Annotated in this window: 17 protein-coding genes; 8 read left to right on the forward strand and 9 right to left on the reverse strand. The window is 40.8% G+C overall.

The annotated features are described in order from the left end of the window. Positions 1-45: 45 nt before the first annotated feature. Positions 46-411 carry a hypothetical protein gene (locus tag AC59IL_RS02475; RefSeq protein ID WP_496550489.1) on the reverse strand — a complete coding sequence of 122 codons (366 nt, stop codon included), beginning with the start codon at positions 409-411 and terminating at the stop codon, positions 46-48. Positions 412-1,349: 938 nt separating this feature from the next. Between AC59IL_RS02475 and AC59IL_RS02480 the strand changes: the two genes are divergently transcribed. The 4 genes from AC59IL_RS02480 to AC59IL_RS02495 all read left to right on the forward strand — a co-directional run bounded on the left by AC59IL_RS02480 (position 1,350) and on the right by AC59IL_RS02495 (position 3,813). Beyond that, on the forward strand, positions 1,350-1,529 hold the full coding sequence (locus AC59IL_RS02480) for a hypothetical protein (protein ID WP_496550490.1): 180 nt from the start codon (positions 1,350-1,352) through the stop codon (positions 1,527-1,529). Beyond that, positions 1,498-1,845, forward strand: a complete 348-nt coding sequence (locus AC59IL_RS02485; protein WP_496550491.1) for a hypothetical protein — start codon at positions 1,498-1,500, stop codon at positions 1,843-1,845. Before AC59IL_RS02480 ends, AC59IL_RS02485 begins: the two co-directional genes overlap by 32 nt. A gap of 393 nt (positions 1,846-2,238) precedes the next feature. After that, a complete protein-coding gene (locus AC59IL_RS02490; protein ID WP_496550492.1) occupies positions 2,239-2,877 on the forward strand; it encodes a DUF6266 family protein in 639 nt (212 codons plus the stop codon). 615 nt (positions 2,878-3,492) lie between these two features. Further along, the gene (locus tag AC59IL_RS02495) at positions 3,493-3,813 is read left to right on the forward strand and encodes a hypothetical protein (RefSeq protein WP_496550493.1); all 321 of its coding nucleotides are present in this window, start codon (positions 3,493-3,495) and stop codon (positions 3,811-3,813) included. Positions 3,814-3,856: 43 nt separating this feature from the next. Here AC59IL_RS02495 and AC59IL_RS02500 read toward each other — a convergent pair whose 3' ends face one another. From AC59IL_RS02500 to AC59IL_RS02515, 4 genes are read right to left on the reverse strand one after another with little or no spacing between them, the layout of a single operon-like run. Next, a complete protein-coding gene (locus AC59IL_RS02500; RefSeq protein WP_496550494.1) occupies positions 3,857-5,230 on the reverse strand; it encodes a RagB/SusD family nutrient uptake outer membrane protein in 1,374 nt (457 codons plus the stop codon). Between the two features lie 16 nt (positions 5,231-5,246). Further along, positions 5,247-8,510: a SusC/RagA family TonB-linked outer membrane protein gene (locus tag AC59IL_RS02505; RefSeq protein ID WP_496550495.1), complete on the reverse strand. Its 3,264-nt coding sequence runs from the start codon at positions 8,508-8,510 to the stop codon at positions 5,247-5,249. Between the two features lie 10 nt (positions 8,511-8,520). Further along, complete coding sequence (locus tag AC59IL_RS02510) at positions 8,521-9,729, reverse strand: FecR family protein (protein ID WP_496550496.1); 1,209 nt, start codon at positions 9,727-9,729, stop codon at positions 8,521-8,523. Positions 9,730-9,771: 42 nt separating this feature from the next. Then, a complete protein-coding gene (locus AC59IL_RS02515; RefSeq protein WP_496550497.1) occupies positions 9,772-10,371 on the reverse strand; it encodes an RNA polymerase sigma factor in 600 nt (199 codons plus the stop codon). Between the two features lie 1,143 nt (positions 10,372-11,514). Here AC59IL_RS02515 and AC59IL_RS02520 point away from each other — a divergent pair. Both AC59IL_RS02520 and AC59IL_RS02525 read left to right on the forward strand, forming a co-directional pair. Continuing rightward, positions 11,515-12,207: a hypothetical protein gene (locus AC59IL_RS02520; protein WP_496550498.1), complete on the forward strand. Its 693-nt coding sequence runs from the start codon at positions 11,515-11,517 to the stop codon at positions 12,205-12,207. Positions 12,208-12,417: 210 nt separating this feature from the next. Then, entirely contained in the window at positions 12,418-14,871 is a 2,454-nt protein-coding gene (locus AC59IL_RS02525; RefSeq protein WP_496550499.1) for a TonB-dependent receptor domain-containing protein, read from the forward strand. Between the two features lie 201 nt (positions 14,872-15,072). On the opposite strand, the gene AC59IL_RS02530 is transcribed toward AC59IL_RS02525, so the two are convergent. Continuing rightward, complete coding sequence (locus AC59IL_RS02530) at positions 15,073-15,735, reverse strand: NADPH-dependent F420 reductase (RefSeq protein ID WP_496550500.1); 663 nt, start codon at positions 15,733-15,735, stop codon at positions 15,073-15,075. A 102-nt stretch (positions 15,736-15,837) separates the two neighbouring features. After that, a complete protein-coding gene (locus tag AC59IL_RS02535) occupies positions 15,838-16,458 on the reverse strand; it encodes a Crp/Fnr family transcriptional regulator (protein WP_496550501.1) in 621 nt (206 codons plus the stop codon). A gap of 108 nt (positions 16,459-16,566) precedes the next feature. Here AC59IL_RS02535 and AC59IL_RS02540 point away from each other — a divergent pair, with 108 nt between their 5' ends. Together AC59IL_RS02540 and AC59IL_RS02545 are read left to right on the forward strand one after the other, a co-directional pair. Further along, positions 16,567-16,818: a hypothetical protein gene (locus AC59IL_RS02540; protein WP_496550502.1), complete on the forward strand. Its 252-nt coding sequence runs from the start codon at positions 16,567-16,569 to the stop codon at positions 16,816-16,818. Positions 16,819-17,264: 446 nt separating this feature from the next. After that, positions 17,265-18,296, forward strand: a complete 1,032-nt coding sequence (locus tag AC59IL_RS02545; protein ID WP_496550503.1) for a DUF2278 family protein — start codon at positions 17,265-17,267, stop codon at positions 18,294-18,296. Between the two features lie 95 nt (positions 18,297-18,391). Here AC59IL_RS02545 and AC59IL_RS02550 read toward each other — a convergent pair whose 3' ends face one another. Next, the gene (locus AC59IL_RS02550) at positions 18,392-20,815 is read right to left on the reverse strand and encodes an ABC transporter permease (RefSeq protein ID WP_496550504.1); all 2,424 of its coding nucleotides are present in this window, start codon (positions 20,813-20,815) and stop codon (positions 18,392-18,394) included. Between the two features lie 42 nt (positions 20,816-20,857). Beyond that, the gene (locus AC59IL_RS02555) at positions 20,858-23,230 is read right to left on the reverse strand and encodes an ABC transporter permease (protein ID WP_496550505.1); all 2,373 of its coding nucleotides are present in this window, start codon (positions 23,228-23,230) and stop codon (positions 20,858-20,860) included. Positions 23,231-23,245 lie beyond the last annotated feature (15 nt).

Consider the following 23,245-nt stretch of genomic DNA (forward strand, 5'->3'; position numbering starts at 1 on the left):
AATCAGGGGCGATTTCACTTACTGATGATTGAAGGGTTGCAGGGTTTATGTATAACTCATATCGCTGTAAATAACGGCCGTCATCAATGGCAGACAAACGCCCCATTCGAACCCGTGCAATCCCGGAAACCAGGTGGCTGTAAATGTATAACCACCAAACGTATTGCGCAGGCGTGTGCACTCAGTATTTATATCACAATAGGAACCCGTCGGGTTCGTGAGATCGATATCTGTAAACCACAGATAATTATACAGCAGTGTTTTGGCATTGACAAAAGGATTTATAAACATATTTGCATATGCGTTATTAGCTTTAACAAACTGCATGCTGCCGGGTGTAAAACCATTGGCGTTGGCGGCTGACACAGCCACTATACATGCACAAACAAGAAGCAATAAATTCCTTTTCATAATTGATTATGGTTTTATGGAGTTAAAAAAATAAAAGACACAGAAATCCCCGCGCCGCAACAATCTGCAGTGTGCACACCGCTTCTGTTACAGCATTTTATTATATGCCATTGCCAAAAACAAAAAATAAACACGGGTATGCTTCAGCGCAGCATACGATAGGGCAATACAAAGAAGGATTACATTGCCGTAATTCGAATTACAAAAAGACAATACTGTATGGAAAAATAAAAGAGAGAAGGAAGTGCATAACAAGGCTACACACCTGTTGGTACAATATAATTGATACATGAACGCAGGTCGCTCTAACTGTAGCGTATATTTTCACCCCCACTCAAAATAAAATCCCCTTATTATATTAAACAACGTAATAATAGATTTGACAAAAAAAATTATTAAATTGTATTGGTACAACGGTGCAACCAAACTAAATTCAAGTTTTTTCAAACAATATTTATGGAACACCTTCACTTCAGCATATACCAATAAACTAATTTGTAAGCCGCTGGTATGCTGTAACATTGTTCCGTCAACAGATTGGGCGGGAAAATGTAATTGACTGATTTCTGATAAAATTTGTATATTCAGATCGTATTTATTTCCGTAATACTCCTACCCTTTTGAATAAACATCACCTTCGGATTTGATCCTATCATTATGTAGCAGCTCAGATTAGTGGCGAAATACCGTTATTGGCTTAACTGCTTAAAATCGATTGCATGCCCGGTTGTGTTATAAATAAACGAACTCCAAAACGTCGTTCCCAAAAAAGCACTGCTATTAACGCTGTTCCATCAAGAGTATTTGCCCCCCCAAAACCGAAAATCTTTAAATATTTCTATCCCCAGGAACCTTTTAGGTTACGAAAGGTGCTGCATGTACAGGACTTGATGGACCTCCTATGTAAAAATGCTGCAGGCGCCCAACGGTTTATGCGTATGGTACGCAAAAAATATAACAGGCCTAAACTGCCATTTATAAAAGTAAAAGACTTTTGCCGCTACACAGGTATAAACGAAGAAGAGATACAACAATATTTCAGAGTAAAAGATCAATATGAATATGTAGATGCCATCATGAAACGAAATGCTGAAAGAAAAGCAAACAATCAACAATAATTATATCAACTACAAACCATTTTTACCATGCGCAGATTTAAAAATAAAAGAACCACTACCAGAGGTTATAAAAAAAGGACCCTTGTTTTCAGCTGGTCAAAAAAGAAGAAATCAAATGTTGCAGTATCACCTCATAAAAGGCATAAAACGCTGCGGAAGAAGCGAAGGTTTAAAAGTGCTGCATGACACTTCTTTTCGCCCTTTATACCACACACATTTTAATATAGCTTTTGTTTGGGCCAGCGTTAGGTCGGAGCAAGGCCTAAGCCGGGACAAAGCCGGGATTTGTTCGCAAATTTGCGAACAAGTCCCATAGTTGCCCCAATGCAATCCCGAATAAATCCCGGACAAAACTCCGTTTCAATTTATAGTTGCCGGATTAATCGATAAGCATACTATATTTTCCTTTACCTCTACTAATACGGGTGTTTCTTGTACTTCTTCTTGCTTTACCTGCAGCGGATTGCCCATATTATGCCTATAACCGATAAAAATAATGCACACGATGGCGACAAATGCGCCAAAAGCGGACAAATGTGAGTGAAAACGAGTAAGAACGAGTAAAAGTGAGCGAAAGCGAGTAAAAGCGAACGGCCCCTTTTTTTAGAGGGGTATGTTTGTGTCGGAATCGGGCCAGTGGATATACCGGTTACACACAGGGTACGATTTCGTTAGTAAACAATTTTGTTCACCTTTAAAACCATTTCTCATGGGACGTATTCAAAATGGTATTCTGGATGATTTTTCAGGAACCATCGGAAAAGTAGTTGGCAGCAATTGGCGCGGAGTAGCTTATATGCGCAGTAAATCGCATAAACGCACAAATGCCAAAAGCAAAGACCAGCTTGAACAACGGGCCAGATTTGCTGTGGCCTCAAAATTTGCTCAAAGCATGAGCGAATTGCTAACACTCGGATTAAGGGATCAGGCAGTTAAAATGACTGCCACGAATTATGCCGTTTCGCGAATCTTAAACGAAGCGATTACAGGCACCTTCCCCGATTTCGAGGTTAACTACAGCAAGGTTGTTGTTAGTCAGGGAAAATTGCGCAAAGCCAAAAATGGCGCAGCACTCACTGGCGAAACACCTGGCACTATTAAGTTCACCTGGACGAATAATTCCGATAAGCCAAATGCGAACAGTACCGATCAATCGATACTGGTCGCATATTGCCCCGAGCTCGGCGAACCCGAGTTTATCATTGGGGCGAAACGTGACACCGAAACGGCTGTATTCGACGCAAGTGAATTCAGTGGTAAGTTGGTGCATACATGGCTCGGCTTTATATCGGCCACTGGCAAGCTGATTGCCACCAGTGTGTATACCGGTGAGGTAACCGTTACCTAACCGGCCACCAGGCAGGCTTAACCAGCCATTTTTAAACAACATGGCTGGTAAGCTACTACTCAATGCTGCCCTGCATTACGCAGGGCAGCATTTTTTTTGAAACAATGCATAAAAAAAACGGCGCCTCCTTTAACAGCAACTGTAATGTGTTACATGAAAGAACGTGCCGTTGAGGAAGATCGCCGTGGGTTTTGTAAGGCAGACAGCCTGCAGACTGTGTTTGGGTTACTGCGGCCAACCGCACCAGGGCTTTGAGGCGTGGTACAGGTTGGTAAAATTAGTTAGTTTAATATGTACAACACTGATGCTTATTTGGTTAGATAACTTTTTATGCTGCCTATTGCAGGGTACCTGGTTTTTATAATATCTTTACTTAAGCTATAGTTACAGCGCATAACCAAGCTAAACAGATATCTTTTTTTCCAACTCCCTCCGAAACCAATCTCTCAGGGTAAGCTCTAATACACCTGGTTCCTAATTCGTATCTGCTCCCGACACACCGAACAGCATTCGTATGCCCATACACGAATTAAGCAGAGGCATTCAGAACATTCATTTATTTTCTAAAACCTTAGAATTTTCCATTGCTTTTGAGTTAAAAGCATGTTTATTATTATGAAAAAATTCAAAACCACCCATGCGTTCATTACTTTGGTTGCCATTGCACTCATTGGGTTAACCGCTTTTTCGTTTAACCATAATAGAAATAATGTACGAACAGATTATACCTATTACTATTGGTTTGATTCTTATGGTAATTATTTACACCAGAATTATATCGACAATGAAATTTATGAAACGGGTTATGATGAATTTGCCTATCCACCTTATACTATTCAGGAACGGGGATATACCCCCGCTACTGTATCCGGCACAAATCCACCTGTTCCTAACCAGCCTTATAACCCTGCGAAGCGCTTGTACTCTCATCCGTAAAATTGTAGAATACTAACGGCTGGTATGCTTCTGCTTAATTCATTTAATAACCTTCGTTTTGCGTAAGTGCCGGATTTTTTTCAATTTCCGGTAAGGGTATTGGATATAACCGATCAGTATACTGCCAGTCTTTTTGTGTAAGATTACTCATAATCAAATCAAGCCTGTTCATTCTTTTCAGGTCGAACCAGCGATGCCCCCATTCGGCAAAAAGCTCAGTCTTCCTTTCCTTTTCGATAGCAACCATAACCTGAGCATCGGTAACATTTTTTGCAAGAGCAGGCAGACCGGCGCGTTGGCGAATGATATTCAGATCATCTATAGCTCCGGAAATATTGTTTTGCTGTAACCGGGCTTCGGCACGGATGAGGTATAGTTCGGCCAGGCGTAACACGATGTTATACTCCGACGGTGACCCAATGGCACTACCAACTTTATACTTATAAGGATACCAATAGGACTGTCCATTAACTGTATTATTTTTGAGCCACATTGCTCTGCGCATATCTCCAGGTTCAAATGAAGCGAGCAAAGAATCAGTAAGCGAAAATTGCGGAATAACGGATGATGAAGCCGGTACAAACGCATTTCCTTCGGCGGTGCTGTTATTCGTTGTGGCCGGCGGAAGTTGAAAAATGGTTTCAGGGCTCGACGCCAGGAACACTTTGTTTATATTTGTTTCGAGCCGGTATTTTCCTGAATTAATAACTGCATCGCAGAATACTTCGGCCTGCTGTAAGTTGTGTAAATAGCAATACATTCTTGCCAGTAATGCCGCCGCAGCAAATTGATTGGGACTGGTAGCAACAGCACCTACATTGGCAAGCGATAGCCACGCATCACGCAAGTCGGTCATAATAAGATCATACACCTGCGATTGTGGTGATCGCGGCAATTTTCTGTTTACGTCTATATCTGTTGAAGTAACAAGCGGTACATCACCAAACAAATTAACGAGGTACCAGTAATTAACGGCTCTGATCAGTTTAACTTCTGCCGAAAACTGCTTTTTACCTGCATCGCTTACCCCTGTGGCCTGGCCAAGGTTTTCGAGACATACATTCGTAATATAAATATTCGCATACCCATTCTTCCATAAATTGGTTACGACAGCATTATTCGGCAAAACCGCGTTTTTAAAAAACTGATCATCATCGGTTTTAAAGATATTCCGCTTTAGTTCATCGGCCGATAAACCTGTACACATCGTAAGGCCGTTTAAAACAGAAGGCGTGTTGTTTCCTATTTTGCTGTAAAGACCTTTCAGTGCCTCCCGGGCAGTTGAATCGTTGGCAAACACAGCGCCAGCAGTAAGCAGGTCTTCGGGAGGAGCAAGCTGTACAAATTTCTTACAACCGCTACAGCAACCGGCAATTAGGGTCAAAACAACAATAATATGTTTGGCAAAATGCTTCATTTGATTTATTTTATTTTCAAAAACTACATTTAATACCCATAGTAATTGTTCGCATAGGCGGAAGCGTATATAAACTTTGTGTTTGAATATTCAACAGTTTATAAGGTGTTATAGTAAACAGGTTTTGACCAAGTAAGAAAACAGTCGCGCTTTTGACGTGTAATTTTTCAACCAGATTTTTAGACATCGCATAGGCAAGCGACAGGTTTTTCAACCTTACATAAGCAGCATCACTAACCCTGGCGTCGGACTGCAACAAATTACCGGCAGCAATAGTAGCTGCAGGATTGCCAACAGAAAACCGTTGAAAAGAAGCATGATCTCCCGGTTGCTGCCAGCGATCGAGTACTTGAACCGGCTGGTTCCACATAGGCGTACCAGGCTGAGCCGAATTGTAAATTGCATACAAATAACTATACCCCATTTGCTTTTTGTAATCGAATAAAATATTCAGCGACCAGTTTTTATAAATGAAATTGTTTTCAAACCCGCCATAATACTTTGGATCCAGATCACCTATATCAACATAATCGTTCTTATTGAGAACTCCGTTATGATCAGTGTCCTGGAAAGTAAATACCCCTGTAAGCGGGTCAACACCGGTATACTTGTAACCACGTAAAGAAGTAAGCGATTTGCCTACTGCCAAAAACTTTCCATACCGGGAACCTTCGATGCCGGGAAAAGACAACAGTTTGTTACGTGGAATGGTAGCTATTAGTTTACCTGACCATTTGAGATTTCCTTGTCCAATATTTGTGCTGCCTGCTATTATTTCAAAGCCCGTATTCTGTACAACAGCACCCGAATTTTTGGCAGCAATGCTGTTGAAACCGGTAGTATAAGGCAATTCATATGAAATGATCTGATTGCCGGTGCGGTTTCGGTAATAATCAACCATTACCGATATTTTATTCTTTAAGAACTCAAGCTCTATACCGACATTCAACTTATGGTTAACTTCCCAGTTGAATGATGGATCCGCAGCCTGTGCAGGAACAACACCCGTATTGGCTGGTAACCTCATCCAACTGCTTACAAACTTAAAATCGCCGATCTGGTCATTACCCGTAACTCCATAACTGGCCCTCAGCTTACCGAAACAGATAAAAGGCAGCGCGTTTTTCACGAACGGCTCATCTGAAAATATCCATGTAGTTCCAACAGCGCCAAATTTGCCAAATTGTTTTTTGGGGCCAAAACGACTTGATCCGTCATACCGGCCAGTAAAGTTTAAAACATATTTTTCTTTGTAGTTATAGGTTAGCCTGCCAAAAACGCCCTGATAGTTGTATGGGATTTTTTGTTCTACGGTTATTATTCTGTCGGCAGCATTGAGATTGTACAAACTATCATCGTTTGTATAACCAATAGCTGAAATGCTGGTTATGTTATGATCTAATTGCTGCCAGGTTCCGCCGACTAATGCTTTAAATTTTCCATTAAACAACCTGCACCAATACTCTGCCTGTGGTTCTGCTATCCGACTTATAAAAGTATTTCCGGCAAAAAAAGCCGCTCCGTACCGTGATGACAGTAATGGACTTAGTGAACTGATAGGTATTATACTCGTTTCATCAGTTGTAACACGGTTATAACCCCAATTGGACTTAAGTGTAAAATGGTCTGTTATTTTATAAGTAAACAGCGCACTGAACAGCCCGTTTTGAGTTTTGGCAACATAGGGTTGTGATAAATAAGCAATGGGATTGCTAAATGGAATTCCGCCCGATTGCCAGTTCAACCCGCCAACTGAATCATATATCCGTGTATTCGGTGGTAATATAATGCCGCCGGTAAGATCAGTTGTTAACAATTTATTTTTATCTATAGAATAACTTCCCGACACATCTGCGGTGAAACGTTTGTTTCGTGAAGTATCCACTACACGAAGTTGCATCAAACCCTGTTCATCGCCGAGTTTACCAGGAAATACAGTGGTTTCATACCTATAACCTGCTCCTATATAATATTTTACATGTTTTATGGCTCCTGAAACAGCCGCCTGCGCAGTGGTAATCTTTGCTATATTACCTGTCAGCATTTTTTTAACATTCATATTAGACAAAGTGTCGCTCAGATCAGCTGAATTGGAAGGTGTAAGCGCGATACTATCATTTTTCATAGCTTCGAGGCGCATTTGTTTATACTGCCGGGCATTCAGCATCGAAAATCCTGTTTCGGGGATACTCATACCGGTTTGTACACTTAATCGAACCAACGGTTTCCTGTTATTTTTTTTCGGCTGTTTTGTTGTGATCAATACAACGCCATTGGCCCCCCGACTTCCAAATATAGCAGTTGCATCTGCATCTTTTAACACATCAATCCGTTCAACCTCTAACATATTTAAGGCAGCAAAAGGACTTAAGCCCTGAACACCCAACGCAGTTCCGGAAGGTATCACCTGCAAAGAATTGTTATTGGGTGCAAAAGGCACTCCATCAATAACGTACAGCGGATCATTAGGAGGAAAACTGCCGGGTGAAGGACCAATAGAACTTTGTCCATGAATTTTCGTTTGAACAAAAGCTCCGGGCAAGCCATTCGCCTGCAAATTCAATAAACCTGGTATTCTGCCCGTCATAATGTCCTGTATACTCGTAACCGGTTTATTTTCAATTTGAGTTTCTAAAATGGTATTTACATTACCTGTATTTAAACGATGACTGGTTTTACCATAACCGATTACCACCAATTCACCAAGCGTCTCCACGGCCGGTAATAATTGTATATTTACAGGTTTAGAACCGGTTACCTTATATGTTTGCACTTTAAAGCCGTTTGCAATAAAAGTAAGCTCGCAATTTTGAAAAATGTTAGGAAGAACAAACTGGCCATCTGTATTAGAAAAAGTAATCAACCAATTACCGTTTGCCATAATTGTAACGCCAGACACCGGTTCTCCTTTTTTGTCTCTCACTACACCAGTTACGTTGATCAGCGGGCGATTAAGATTTATTTTATTTGTTCTTTTTAGTCTTATGACCCCTACTTCGTCATCAATGTAGTAACTAATACCCTCATCGTTCAGACACAAATCGAGTACATCTTCCATTTTGGCATTAGTAACCTTTATATTTACATTTTTTGTGTTTAGAAAGATATTCCCCGAATAACCGATTGTATAGCCGGTTTGTTGTCCGATTTTGGCCAATACCTTCTCCAACGATTCGTTGTGAACAGATAGCGTCACCCTTTTTCTTTCTTTGGGCGGACTATTCCAGGCCTGTAAAACGATTACCATTACAATTAAAATGGCAGGGTTTTTAATTTTCACGAAAACGGGATTAATTAGTTACTATAATTTTATTACCTTCAATGCGAAGGGCTATGTCCCCTATATCATTTAGATTTTCAAGAATTTTTGTAATCGTAGTATTTCTGGATACATTCAACGTTATATACTTGTCCATTTTTGTTTTATAAATCACCTCCTTATTATACCACCGACTTAATTGCCGCATTACCTGCTCCAATGGAGTGTTCCTGAAAATAAACCGGTTACTTTTCCAGGAAATAGCTTCACTTAGGTCCTTCTCATTCAGTATGGCAGTTTCACCTTTCTCATCCACCAACGCTGTTTGGTTGGGCCACAGCATCTTTTTATTTACCTCCACCAATCCCTTTACCAAAGTTATTCTAACGTCCTTTTCATCAGTGTAGGCATTTATATTGAACTGAGTTCCAACAACACGCACCTGCGTATTGCTGGCATCTACCATAAAAGGAACTTTTTCATTTTGGTTTTCCGGCGATGACATTGCCTTCACATTAAAATAGGCTTCACCATTTAATTTTACCCTTCGTTGTGTTGCAGCAAAGCTGGATGGAAACGTCAAAATAGAAGCGGCATTCAGGGCTACTACCGAACCGTCGGGAAGCTTAATATTAAACTGACCACCCCGTGGTATAATAATGGTATTAAAGCTATTTGCCAGTGCAGGATTAATTTTTGAGTTACTTCTTACCGTCACCAGGCCCGAATCAACCTTTAATAAATTGTTATTATCAACAGTAGTATCAGTACCTACAGGCATTTTGCCGAGATTGAGCTTAACCCCATTGGTCAGCACTATTATTGCATTATAATCACCAGGTACAATCTCATCGGAATCTTTAACGGGAAAGCTTACGGTACCGAGCCGGTTACTCACTGTTGAACCAACAATAGCAGGTTTTTCTTTATGATCCCTGATAAAAAGCCACCATATACCAGCACAAAATATTACCAGAACGGCAGCAACAACAAAAATTTTTCGCCTTTTTATTTTCTGCGCGGCCATCCTACCCGAATTCCAGGTTATATTTTTCCAAACTTCCTCCATATTGATAGACTGCAATTCAGCGAAATATTTTTCATTTGTCAGGTTCTCAAACAAAAGGCGGTTGGCCCCCGACTGTTGTAACCACGCATTAAGCTCCTGGTGCTCCTCTTCGTTCAAGGTTTGTTTATTGTATTTAACAATCAATCGGGCTATTTTACGATGAGGTTCCAAATGAAATTTTTAAAATGAGAGAAATAAAGTTTAGTAATTAACTTAACTGGAGTGCAGAAGCGCTGAGTTAACTAATAAAGCAATTGTCAGAAGTCCCTGGTCTTTCAGCGCTTTACGAATTTTTTTGATTGCCAGGTTTTTAGTATTAATCGCGGTCCTCTTTTTCATGTCCAATTCTCTTGCTACCATGTCGGTAGTGTAGTCGGAAAGAAAAAGCATTATAACCTGATACTGTCTGGGAGGCAGCTTGTTTATTACATTTTCAATGACTTTCGCCCGAAATTGTGCTTCAATCTGGTCTTCTACCAAACTGAATTCAACCTCTTCCACTACCCTTGACATATCTTCCAAAACATTCTCCTCAAAAGGCAACTGGTCACCTATTTCCCCGCACAGTAATTCAATTTCCCGCTTCAGAAATGCAAGCGCCGATTCATCGGATGTAAAGCAATGGAGATTTTCCTCCAGGCTTCGAAAGGCAGTAGTTACAATTTCCTCGGCCTTGTTAAAGTCCCCGACCTCATCCCGAACGATCATACAGAGCGGTTTATAGAGATCGGATACCAGCTTTTTCAGATCTGGTTTTTGTTTTCGTCTGAATACATCGATTAGCTTAGCAATCGCATGGAAATTACACTTCATGATAAACTACTTTTTCAGAGTCTTGAAACTCAATTAATAATCAAACCACCCTGAGCCATAGGATGGCTTATTTAAAGTAAAAGGAATGGATAAGAAGGATAATAAGTCGCTTAACCTAATACAAGTTTTGTAGCGGTACGCTGATTAGTGGTTTTTGAGTAGTGCAGGCATAAAAGGCATGCCCATGTATAATATATAGAAACAATTAAGCCCGTTAATTGGCCCGGTTTGAATCAGTTTTTTTTCAAATTATAATGACCAACGATAAACGTATTTTTTTTTGCCTAAACCTGTTATCCGCTTTGGCGGCTCGTTGATTAGTGTATGAAATGGTAATTGAGTAGACGCCTATATTTAATAGAAACAATTAAACAGGCTGAACTGTCCCGTCCTGAATCAGTTTTTTTCAATTTATAATGACCAACGCTAACAGAAATTATTTTTTGACCAATGGCGGTGCCAGCCGTCAACAACTTTCAAACGTTATTCCCGCGCCAGCCCTATCCTATGAGGCAATTACCCCTTCCCATCATGTCTTCATTACCCACCGGTTTACTATAGATAATGAAGATCCCGGGTAAGCAGAAAAAATCGGGGCCTCTTTGGGAAAATAACCGCGCACATCTCCACCAGGGGTTAGAAGTACCCCTCCCATACGCACCCAGCAAATCGAACTGAACAAGATAGAACCAGGGAGCGCTGTTATTGAAAGTATTTTTTTGACGCTTATAAAAGGCTATAAGCACTCGTTTCTCTTCAATAACAGCAAGTTTAGACTAAACAACACGGTAAAAAAAGGTAAAAAACACCTGAACCTATACGTAAGAATAACCCGCAAACGCTTCCATCTCACAAAAAATTTTTGCCACTTCTATTTTAAACGAAATCAAAATGAACGCACTATATATTTATCCCCAAACACTTTAAAAATAATCATCAACTAACATCTCCTCCGCTTTGTGCGCTGAACCTTCATCAGGTTAGAGCCTCCTGCCATTAAGCACGATGAGTCACTATTAAAAAGGTCACCCACCCTGCTTAAAATCCCCTTCCCCGTTTGCCATAAATTGGGTAACTTTAATATAACTCAACCACTAACTTTGATAAAAACGCTTTTTCATGAACCCGTTTATTCCGTGATTTATGGAACTTTTTTTAACCAAAGCTGAAGCGCTACAAACTCTTGACCAGTTACAACAAACCTGGAAAAAACCGCCATTTGAAGATCCTGCGTTTTTGGTTGAGCTTGAATACATCCATTTCCTGAGCTGCTTTTTGCGCGACCTGCGTATTGACAATAAAGAGAACGTTCATCCTGTTATAAAAGATTATCTTGAATCGGCGGTAGAGTTCGCTCTGCGCGATGTATGCCGTGTGCTCGACCAGTACCAATATGCCGATGGCATTATGATCTGGAACCTCATCAGCTCAAACCAGCTGATACTTCGACGGTACCGGCGCATCTACAACAGCCAGATCCCCGGTAAATCAGTTAAAACCAGCAAAGGCTTAACAAAAACTGTTTGGGAAGATTATAACCACTGGCTGCTGACCCTCGCCTTCTGGAATGGTTTTCTCAACGCTTTTGAAGAAGGATTTTCTGTTGTACTGCCCGACGAACCCGAATACCCCATTGAACTAATGCTGGCAGCCCCTTACAAACCGCTCTGGGGTATGTGGATGGCCTTCAACAACCTGGGCCGGCCTTTTATAAGCACATACAACGACAACGACTCCATTCATGTAACACCCTTCGCATCCTGGAGCCGATACAAAATACAACTGAACCTACGGCAGCAGCAGTCAGACAGCAAACAACTGCTTCATATGCGGTAAAATCACCCGGCTATACTTCGAAGAAACAATTCATGATAAATTCGGTATAACCAAAATTTACCGGCCTTAATATTCTGCAAAACTATATTTTGATTTTTCATTATATTTAGTTGCTTTTCCAAACGCTATTATATTCCTCACCTCTATCAAAGCAAGTTCAGTTATACTCTCTGTTAACAGCCGGTATTTAACACCTTAAACTGCCTTTATATGGCTAACCAGCTAACTGCTTTGAAACACAGGTTGTTTGTGTGCGCCGCTGCAACATTTTTTTGTTTCCTGCTCAGTTATGCCGTTGTTGCTCAAACGAAAGTACGCGGTATTATTATAGATATACATGGCGAGCCATTGGTCAACGCAAGCGTACTGTTGCTTAACTCAAAAGACTCCTCGCTTATTAAAGGAATTATGACAGCCGGAGAGGGAAAGTACAGTTTTGAAAAAGTTGCTCCCGGCAGTTACCTCGTGGCTTCAACCTTTATCGGTTATAAACAGGCATACTCATCGGTTTTTAACGCCGGCAATAACAATATCGACTTGCCTCCGCTTCAGTTGGCGCATAAGGAAATGCAATTGTCGAAAGTTACCGTTACTACCCGCAAGCCGCTTATTGAGCAAACAATTGACCGGCTGATCATTAATGTAGCGAACAATATAACCGCTGCCGGATCTACTGCGCTCGACATTCTGGAACGTTCGCCCGGCGTATTGGTCGATCGACAGAACAACTCGCTTTCCATTAATGGTAAAGATGGAGTTGTTGTGATGATGAATGGCAAAATCAATCGCATGCCCATATCGGCATTGGTACAAATGCTGTCGGGCATGCCTGCCGACAATATTGAAAAAATTGAACTGATCACCACACCACCTGCATCGCTCGATGCCGAAGGAAATGCAGGATATATCAATGTGGTTGTAAAACGAAACACACAGTACGGCACCAATGGTTCATATTCAGCAACCGTGGGCTATAGCAGAGGATTGAACGCTCTTGGCAGCATCAATTTTAATCACAGAAAAGGAAGGTCGAGCCTGTATGGTGATTATTCCTATGACCATAATCGTTTCAATCAATTATTATCTTTTTATCATGCCGTAACCAACCATGGTATATTAATGGAAAACTATTCTGAATCGGTTCGGCTCGGGCTCGAAGCTTATCACAATGGAAAAATAGGTTTCGATTATGATATCAGTAAAAAAACGATCATCGGGGGCCTTGTAACTGTTTACGCCAAACGGTGGATCATGGATGCCGAAAATAATTCGCAGATAACTACTAACCGCCAACCCGATACAACCATAAACTTATTTGTACATGAATTTCATCCTACCACAAGCATTGATATTAATTTAAATCTTCAGCACACCTATAAAGAAGGCGAAAAGCTGGCTGTCAATCTTGATTATATGTACTATAACGATGTAAACCCGGTCAACTATAATAATAATTACTACGACGATAAAAATACTTTTCTGTTTAATGAACAATTAAAGAGCAATAAAACCACACCTATTAATCTTTGGGTTGCAGCTGTTGACTATAGTAAATCATTAAGTAAAAAACTGAACCTTGAAGCCGGCGCTAAAACAACCATCTCGCATTTTACCAATACAGTTCAAATCGACCGGCTACAGGGAGGCGGATGGACCTCGGATGAGGCCTTGAGCGCCACCTACGACCTGAACGAAAATATTTCAGCGGCCTATTCATCTTTAAACTGGGTAGTAAGTAAAAAAATAAATACGAGGATGGGTCTCCGGTATGAATACACCAATTCAAACCTGGGAACAGCGAAAGAAAAAAACATTGTGGACAGGCATTATGGAAAATTGTTTCCCAGCTTCTTTTTATCATATACTATCAATGAAAACAATGCAGCCAACTTTTCGTATAGCCGAAGAGTAACGCGTCCTACATTCTGGAACCTTGCGCCATTTGTGATATTTATGGACCCTAATACCTATTTTTCGGGCAACCCCGGCTTACAACCTTCAATAACCGATAATATCAACTTAAGCTATACTTATAAAAAGAAAATAATTTCTGTAGCTTATAGTTATGAGGCCGAACCCATTACCAATTTTTCACCAAAGGTTGATCCCGAAACCAATAAAGAAACGCTGGCAGCCGAAAACCAGCATAACAGAAAAACAATTACCATCAGTATGTCGCTACCGGTTACTGTAACAAAGTGGTGGAACATACAGACAAATATAAGTGGCAATTACCAGGAATTAAATGGCGCTTATAATGAAGAACCTATTAATATCGAAAATAAAAACCTGGTTGTTTCTGCCATGCAGAATTTTATGCTGCCCAAAGATTTCACCTTTTCCCTTTCGGGTTTTTACCGCTCTGCCAGTTTGTTTGGCGTTTATAAATTTAACGCCATTGGTTCGCTGGATGTTGGGATACAGAAAAAGCTAACAACCATAAAGTCGTCTTTACGATTGAATTTCAGCAATATTTTAAACACCATGATTTTTAAACCCGCCATTAACCTGCCCGAAAAAAACCTGGTCACTTCGGCCCGGCTTATATTTACGCGCCCCAATATCAGGCTTACCTATTCGCACAACTTTGGCAGCGACAAAGTAAAGAGCAAAAGAAATCGTTCGCTGGGAACCGAGGAAGAAAAGGAAAGGCTGCAGCAGTAAATAAAGACACAAGGTACAAGGCTCAAGGCACAAGGTCTTGCGGATCAGTCAGGTTCACTGAAATTGAACGTAATATGCTTTGTACATTAAAGATCTTGCGGTTTAATCAGATTGCCTAAATCAGAACGTCTTGTGCCTTGTACCTTATGCCTTATTTCTTATTCACCACAGCAATAATAGCATTATTGCTTCGTAATTCGCTTATACTTTTTCTGTTACTTCATCAGGAGTAACAGTTTTTCCCAATGCGCCAAATTCATGCAAATCACCGAACACTTCAATACGAATGGATTGATCGATACCGCCCACACGTACAGGCTCAAAACCGTTGTCGCGTATCAGTTCTTCAATGGCTGCATTGATACCGGTATCATCTGTAGCATAGAACAGAACAGCCTGTACCGGTTTTTGAAAAGCAGCGCCGGCCAATGAGGCAACACCTAATGTGCCTAACGCTTTTGCCAGCTTTGCATTTTTGGGAAGGAGCTCAGCAATTATTTCACCGGCCGATTCCTTTTCACCGATAATTTTTTTGAAACCGCCTTTATCATCCGGTGCAATGGGGTTAGATGGATCGACAATGATTTTACCCTGTAATTCCGTAGCATATTTTTTCAGCAATTCCTGAATGGCATTGAACCATACAGCAAATACAATAATATCAGCTTCTTTAATGGCAGCGGGTATTCCCATTGGCTGAGCCAGGCTGCCGAATTGATTCGAAAGCTCTTTTGCTTTTTCAATTTTTCTGTCGGCAATAATAACGGGGCGATTACCTTTTACCAGGTTTGCAGCTACTGCAGTACCTATATTGCCAAGCCCGATAACAGCCACCTTTGTTTTGTTCGATTTTACGGGTGTCATAACTATTTCTATTTTTAATGAGTGATTTGATTTGTATGCAAATCTCCGACCATAGGGCATAGTTATCCAATGATCTGGTTTAAGAAATAGTATTGATGTAGATTAAGATTTTGAGGATTTTGAGGTCTTGCTCAGGCGATTTCGCAGGCGGCTCAGAAACTCAGGAGTGAGGCCCAGGAAAGCGGCTATTTGTACTTGCGCAAGGCGGTTAACGAGGTGAGGGTACACATTGAGAAAGGATTGATAACGGTCCTCAGCAGTTGAGCTGATATTTTGCAGCAATCGTTCCTGCAGGCGAATATAACTGTTTTCTATGAGCACCCTGAAAATACGATCAAATTTCGGCGCCTGAAGATATAATGAAATAAGATCATCACGATTAATTTGCAACACCACCGTATCTTCCAGCGCATCTATATTTAATGCAGAGGGTTTTACGCCGTGAAAACTGCCCAGATCATTGATCCAGTAATCCTCAGCCGCAAACTGAAGAATGTGCGTGCTGCCCTTTTCATCAATTTTATACATCCTCAAACAACCCCGAACAACAAAATATATTTGCGTACATACGTCGCCTTCCTGTAACACGTATTGCCGTTTACGAAAAAGACGTGGTTGAAATTTTGTTCGAACCAGTTCTTTTTCTTCAGCATTTAATGGTATCAGGCGATCGAAATATGAAAGCAATGGCTCAATGGAAGCTTGCGGTAAGGTATTTTTCATATACGTCTGATATATCGGGTAAATAAAAGTATATGAAAGTATGGGGCAAAACAATTTTTTTATATGATTCGCAATCAGTTATTTGCAAGCCTTTAGACAACCAAAACAATGCAAGACAATTTTTCACTCTCCGTAGTTTACAAAAATCAGGAAAAAGAATTCCCTGTTACAGTGGTGCAACAAGGCTATACCTACAAACTAATTGTGTTGATCGATGACCAGGAAGTTTGCTTTGAACCCGATGAAGAACGAAATTTCAGGGTGGTGGCAATGCCGGGACAGGATGAAAAGAAACTGGAGAAAATTGACAGGCAGTTGTTGCAATTGCTTAATGAAAAATTAGAGGAGATACTGCGATGACAGAGGTGGTGCTTTGCCGCCCTTTTGTCAACTCATATGTACGAAAGCGAAAAGTCCACTGAGTAAGAATACAAAGATTGCATAAAAATACATCGGTTTGTGCAGGCTTTTATTCAGCACTTCACTTTTAACTGATCTTATACCCTAAACGAATACATTAAAACAGGGTGTTTTTCACGTATTTTTTTGAACATCTGATTCATTTGTTGCTGAGATTGCGGCGTTTAACTACAACGCTAAAATTACGAAATGATAAAATAAACTTTGGCTATTGGTTCTGAGTAAAATTTGCACTAATATTACTGTCTCCTACATCCCGGAAAAATCAGATTACCATTAGCTTCTCTCCACAAAAATGAATGTATACAAACGTAAGCGCGTATAAGCCTCCTCTGGTGTAACCGAAGGCTTTACCCACGCCTGAAAACCATTAAACACAACATATTATGCCTTTACCAAATTACGGTGTTCTGGTTGGAACCATCAAAGACAAACTCGACAGTCCCGCAGCCGTGCAAAAAAATCCTGGCGGCAAACCGCATTTTCAAATTCTTGTTGAAGCAAACAATGTGCAATACCGCATAGCGGTAAATGTGAAATCGGACCAGCAACCTTCAGATCTGCAGTTTTATCTTGACGATGATTACCAACATCCCATTATTGATCATATCAAACAGTTGAACGTTGGTTTATCTTCATTGCCAAAACAGCCCAATACCGCTGCCCTTGACTATATCCGCGGCAACCTTTTTGATTTTACAAAAATGAAGATCATGCCTACCCTGCTGGGTGGCCCCAACAATGACCTGAACGACATTTTCAATGTGCATGTTGAACATGCGATCAATACACCGGGCGCCCTGGTGTACGCATTTGGCAGTAAGTGGGGGCCCGAAAATAATAAACGCGATGAGTACTTTGATTTTCTGCCCGGTAACGGCATCCATGATATACATATGAATCAGGGAAACGTTGACAGCCATGCAGGCGACAATGGCATTTACCAGGATGGCGGACTATTTATACATTTTCCCGGCGAAAACAGGTGGCTCGCCATGTTCATGAAATTTCAATCGCAGGTGGTGCATACGACCGATCCTGGCCATGAAGTACCCGGTGGTCCGATTGTTACGCCTCAGTTACCCGAAGTAGCGACACCTGTTATGATCATCGCCGCGAGGGTGAACCCTACAGCAGCCGATGAGGGAAAAGAATTTGTTTATTTACTCAACACCTCTAACAAAGATGTAGATATCAATGGCTGGGCAATAGCCGACAAGCTCAAAAAGAAAGAGGTAATCCATAACGGCGTTCTGAAAGCGGGCGACATATCGAAGGTGGCTCTCACAGGTACAGGAGCTCAGCTTTCAAACGATGGCGGCATCATTACTTTACTGAATAAAGATGGATTGAAAATACATGGTGTGTCCTATACAAAAAAGGATGCTGAAGCACAGGGCGCCACCCTTGCCTTTTGAGCTTAACCACCACCCATCAAATAATCCATGGTAACCTTTGGTGAATGTCGTAACCCATAGATATAAATTTCTGTTTATGTTTACTACTCACTACATCATTCCGTTCTCAAACTTTTCACAGGATTTGCTATTGCCGCCTTTATTGATTGAAAACTTACTGTTATAAATGCAATTGCAATAATTGCCATGAATGGCAGTACAAAATATGTCCAATGCAGATTGATGCGAAATGCATACCCCTGCAACCAGTTTGATGTAGTAAACCAGGCAATGGGTACTGCTGTTACAAAAGCAATAATAAGTAACAGTGCAAATTCGCTGAACAATAATTTTAAAATGTTCAATACTGAGGCGCCCAGCACTTTTCTTATACCAATTTCCTTTGTGCGCTGCAACGTGGTAAATGATGCAAGGCCAAATAAGCCAAGGCATGCTACCAAAATCGCAAGAGAGGTAAACAAACTGAACACTTGCCCGAAACGCTGATCGGCTTTGTATTGCTCATCAAAATGATCATCAAGAAAAAAATATTCGAATGTATTACCCGGGAAAAATTTACTCCATGCTGCTTTTACGTTGTTAATCGTTTGACCGGCCTGTGCCGTGGTTGTTTTTATTGAGATACTCCCACTCACATCAGGAATCAAACGAAGGATCAGCGGCTCAAAAGCTTCGCGCAAAGATTGCTGGTGAAAATTTTCCGTTATCCCTTCTATGGTATACTGATCACCCCAGAAATCAATTTTCTTACCAATCGCATCTTCAGGCCTGGAAAAACCAAGCTGTTCAATACCTTTTTGATTAAATATTACCGAGTTTTTGGATGAACCAAATTCTTTTGAGAAAGGATGACCTGCGATTAATTTTAGTTTGTAGGTTTTTATATAGTCATAATCCACACCGATGACACGGTATTGTTTTGATTTTGACTCGTCTTGCCCAACGAGCTTTATGCCCCCGGCATTCCAGCCAACGGCTTCGCCAGGAATGCTTGTTGATACGGCTATCTCATTGATGGAGGATTGACGCTGCAATTCCTGTTTGAAGGCTGTCATCTTTCGAAGAAAAGTGGAATCAATTCCTACGATTGGCGGCGGTACTACAAGTGTTTGCTCAATGTTAATACCGAGTGATTGTTTGCGCATGAATTGGATCTGCTGGTAAACAGTTACTGTGCCGATCAATAAAAACAAGGAAGCCGCAAATTGAAATACCACCAGTGACTTTCTCAGCAATGCACTTTGTTTTGTGCCGCCCATTTTTCCCTTTAATACCTCGATTGGTTTGAAACCGGATAATACAAAAGCAGGATATAAGCCTGAGAAGAATACGCCAACTAAAAACAGGGCAATCAAACCCAACCAAAAATCGGACTGACAAAACAATGAAAAAGATAAATGCTGACCCGACAATACATTAAATCCGGGAATAGCAGCCAATACGATCAATATCGCAAGTATCAATGCAAAGCCGTTGAGCAATGCCGATTCTGAAAGAAACTGCATGATCAGTTGCCTGCGCTGCGAACCAATTGCTTTGCGCACGCCCACTTCTCTTGCTCTTGTTATAGCCCGTGCTGTTGCGAGATTGATATAATTAACCCAGGCGATCACCACAATAAAAAATGCAATGCCCAATAACAGGTAAACGGTTTTTCCATCACCGTTTTGACCCGGCTCCATCATGTAGTGAGAATATAAATGAATATTTTTCAAAGGCTGCAGGTGATATATAACACCGGCATTGTATCTCTTCATGTCGGCTGCAGTAAACTTTTCTACAACAGGCAAAAACTTCTTTTCCACTACGGCAGGATCTGCACCTTTATGCAACAATAAATAGGTTAAGCATCCATCCCATTGCCATGCGGTTTCAGGACCGTTCCCGCTTGAATCAGTGTTCTTTTTTATGAAAGTGGCATAAGACAACAACAGATCTGGTTTAAGTTGCGTATTTACCGGTGCATCTTTATAAACAGCAGTGATGGAATAATTACTGTTGCGGTTTAGTATCAGCGGTTTACCAATAACATTTGTGGTACCAAAAATCTTTTTTGCCGTAGTTTCAGAAATCGCTGCCGTGAAAGGTGCTTTCAACGAAGTATTTTTATCACCCGCGATTAAAGAATAACTGAATATGTTGAAGAAAGAATTGCCCGCATAATATATTTTTTCAATTTTTACCGGTTGGTTATTCACCTCTGCCGTAACTCTTCGGCTTGATACCACTTTTACGTAGTCTTCTATTTCAGGAATTGCATCTTTAAAAGAATTACCCACGGCATAGGCGCCCGCGGCCCATTGTGTGCTCAATTTTCCGTTATCATAACGGTCCTGCTGCACACGATAAATGCGGTCTTTATTTAGCTGAAAATCTTCATAGCTCATTTCAAAAAACACGTATTGTAAAATGAGCAAACACGAAGCGATGCCGATTGCCAGGCCAAGAACATTGATCGCCGAATACGCTTTATGACGCATCATGTTGCGCCATGCAATTTTAAAATAGCTTTTAAGCATTGCAGGATTTTAGGTATATGTGTTTAAAATTATTCACCGCTTTTATTCCGTTCTCAAGCTCTTCACCGGATTGGCAAGCGCAGCCCTGATTGATTGAAAGCTGATGGTAACAATTGTAATTATCAAAGCCACAAGTGCACTTATTACAAAAACACCGGCGCCAATGCTGATGCGGTAATCGTAATTCATCAACCAGTCATGTAAAAAATAATATGAAACAGGTGCTGCAATCAAACAGCTTATTATAATAAGCACTACAAAATCTTTTGACAATAATAACCAAACCTGTTGAACCGTTGCCCCCAATACTTTGCGTATGCCGATCTCTTTTCTTCGTTGTTCAGCCATATAAGCCGCAAGACCAAACAGTCCAAGACAGGAAATTAATATGGCCAGCGCCGCAAATAAACCTGCAAGCCTGCCGATTAACACTTCGAGCGAAAACTTTGCTGCATAATCAGTATCTGCAAACGTGTAATTGTAGGGAAAAGAAGGATTGTATTTATTGAAAACAGCAGTAAGCTGGTCTATGGCGTCCTGCGTTTTTATTCCGGATGATAAGCGATACATCAAAACACCCTGTGGCTCCGGAAAACAGTAAAACATTGTAGGGTCGGCAGCTTTAAAGGGTGAAAGCATCAATGCATCTTTAACAACTCCGGCAATTGTATATTGTTTGCCACCCCACAAAATCTTTTGGTTAATGGGATCTTTGATCCTTAATCTTTTAATCGCAGCTTCGTTGAATACTACACTGGTACTGTCATAACTGCCGGCAAAATTTCGCCCGGCCGCCATGTGCATACCAACTGTTTTGAAATAATCGTCAGAAACAAAAATGCATCCCATCTCTACTGTTTCGTTTGCATTTTTTCCCGGCCATTGATTAACATTCGTATGCCACGAGATATCTGTTGCCGGACTTGTAGCTGTTGTAACAGATGATACTATTCCTTTTCCAAACAATTCATTTTTTAACGGAGTGAAATTTTTATAAAGCTCATCATTCATATTGGTTATCAGCAGCCGGTTAATGTTATAACCTGTTGGTCTGTCTTTCGCATATTGTATTTGCTGATACACGATTACGGTGCTTATGATCAGGGCAACAGAGCAGGTGAACTGCAACACCACCAATATTTTTCTGGAAAGTGAAGCCTGCCTGCCCGATTGGAGCGTTCCTTTTAAAACTTTTACAGGGTTGAATGATGAAAGATAAAAAGCAGGTCTGCTGCCGGCTACCAAAGCAGTAAACACGATGCAGCCAATCATCAGTAAAATGAAGTAACCATTTGAATAAGGAATGCTTATCTGTGTTTTCGTAAGCGTATTGAACGCCGGCAATGCAAGCTGCACAAACAATAACGAAAAAACAAAAGCAATTGCGGTCAATAAAAATGCTTCTGAAAGAAATTGTATGATCAGGTCTTTTCTTTGTGAACCGATTGCTTTTCTTACACCTACTTCTCTTGCTCTTTTTTCGGAACGTGCAGTTGTAAGATTAATGAAATTGATACATGCAATCAGCAGTACGAAAACGCCGATGATCGTAAACATTTTTACATATTGCAAAAACCCCGCAGTATCCGTCCCGTTCACATAATTGGAATACAAATGCCAACGCTCAATTGGTTGCAATGTAATGTATGAGCTCATTGCATTTACGCTGCCCTTTTCAGTATGCTCGATGTTCCTGATCTTTGATGCAACCTGTGCATAAGCGACACCCGGTTTTAGCTTTACGAATATCTGTTGGTTATTGGAGCCGAAAGTACTCAGTCCATCTGTTTTTACTTCAGGATGGGTTTGATAGATGTATGTTGATGGCACCACGTATTTAAAGGAAAGGGAAGAATTATCCGGAACATCCTTTATGATACCTGTTACATTAAGATCGCCTGCATTATCGAAACGAACTCTTTTGTTCATAGCGTTTTCTTTACCGAAAAACGCCTTTGCTGTTGACTGGGTTAATACAATCGAATAGGCATCTTTAAATGCGGTTTTAGCATTGCCTTCGATAAAAGGAAATTGAAATATGTTGAAAAAATCAGTGCCGGCGATTGCCCCTTTTATATATAATTTTTTATCACCAACATTTAATCCATGGCTTCCCATCCAATCGCTTTCTGCCACATATTGTATTTCAGGAATTTGAGTACGTAGTACCTCAGCTAACTTTAAAGAGGTTGTTTGAAATGTAAGCGTATCGCCATTGCTGTCGAAATTGCGTTGCACCCGGTAAACCGATTTGTGCTCAGGCAAAAACTTATCAAAGGAATATTGATCGTACACCCAAAGCCCGATTAACAATGCAACCGCCATTCCAATGGCAAGCCCCAACACATTTAATGTGCTGTACCCGATGGTGCGCATGATATTACGCCATGCGATTTTGAAGTAGTTGCGGAACATAAAAGAAGGTAATTT

It is taken from the genome of Niastella sp. sgz303648 (assembly GCF_059587045.1).

Coding starts and splice junctions, on each gene's coding strand:
- AC59IL_RS02495 (WP_496550493.1), top strand. CDS start 3,493: ATGAAAAAATTCAAAACCACCCATGCGTTCATTACTTTGGTTGCCATT.
- AC59IL_RS02530 (WP_496550500.1), bottom strand. CDS start 15,735: ATGACACCCGTAAAATCGAACAAAACAAAGGTGGCTGTTATCGGGCTT.
- AC59IL_RS02535 (WP_496550501.1), bottom strand. CDS start 16,458: ATGAAAAATACCTTACCGCAAGCTTCCATTGAGCCATTGCTTTCATAT.
- AC59IL_RS02540 (WP_496550502.1), top strand. CDS start 16,567: ATGCAAGACAATTTTTCACTCTCCGTAGTTTACAAAAATCAGGAAAAA.
- AC59IL_RS02500 (WP_496550494.1), bottom strand. CDS start 5,230: ATGAAGCATTTTGCCAAACATATTATTGTTGTTTTGACCCTAATTGCC.
- AC59IL_RS02550 (WP_496550504.1), bottom strand. CDS start 20,815: ATGCTTAAAAGCTATTTTAAAATTGCATGGCGCAACATGATGCGTCAT.
- AC59IL_RS02525 (WP_496550499.1), top strand. CDS start 12,418: ATGGCTAACCAGCTAACTGCTTTGAAACACAGGTTGTTTGTGTGCGCC.
- AC59IL_RS02520 (WP_496550498.1), top strand. CDS start 11,515: ATGGAACTTTTTTTAACCAAAGCTGAAGCGCTACAAACTCTTGACCAG.
- AC59IL_RS02515 (WP_496550497.1), bottom strand. CDS start 10,371: ATGAAGTGTAATTTCCATGCGATTGCTAAGCTAATCGATGTATTCAGA.
- AC59IL_RS02475 (WP_496550489.1), bottom strand. CDS start 411: ATGAAAAGGAATTTATTGCTTCTTGTTTGTGCATGTATAGTGGCTGTG.
- AC59IL_RS02485 (WP_496550491.1), top strand. CDS start 1,498: ATGCTGAAAGAAAAGCAAACAATCAACAATAATTATATCAACTACAAA.
- AC59IL_RS02480 (WP_496550490.1), top strand. CDS start 1,350: ATGGTACGCAAAAAATATAACAGGCCTAAACTGCCATTTATAAAAGTA.
- AC59IL_RS02545 (WP_496550503.1), top strand. CDS start 17,265: ATGCCTTTACCAAATTACGGTGTTCTGGTTGGAACCATCAAAGACAAA.
- AC59IL_RS02555 (WP_496550505.1), bottom strand. CDS start 23,230: ATGTTCCGCAACTACTTCAAAATCGCATGGCGTAATATCATGCGCACC.
- AC59IL_RS02490 (WP_496550492.1), top strand. CDS start 2,239: ATGGGACGTATTCAAAATGGTATTCTGGATGATTTTTCAGGAACCATC.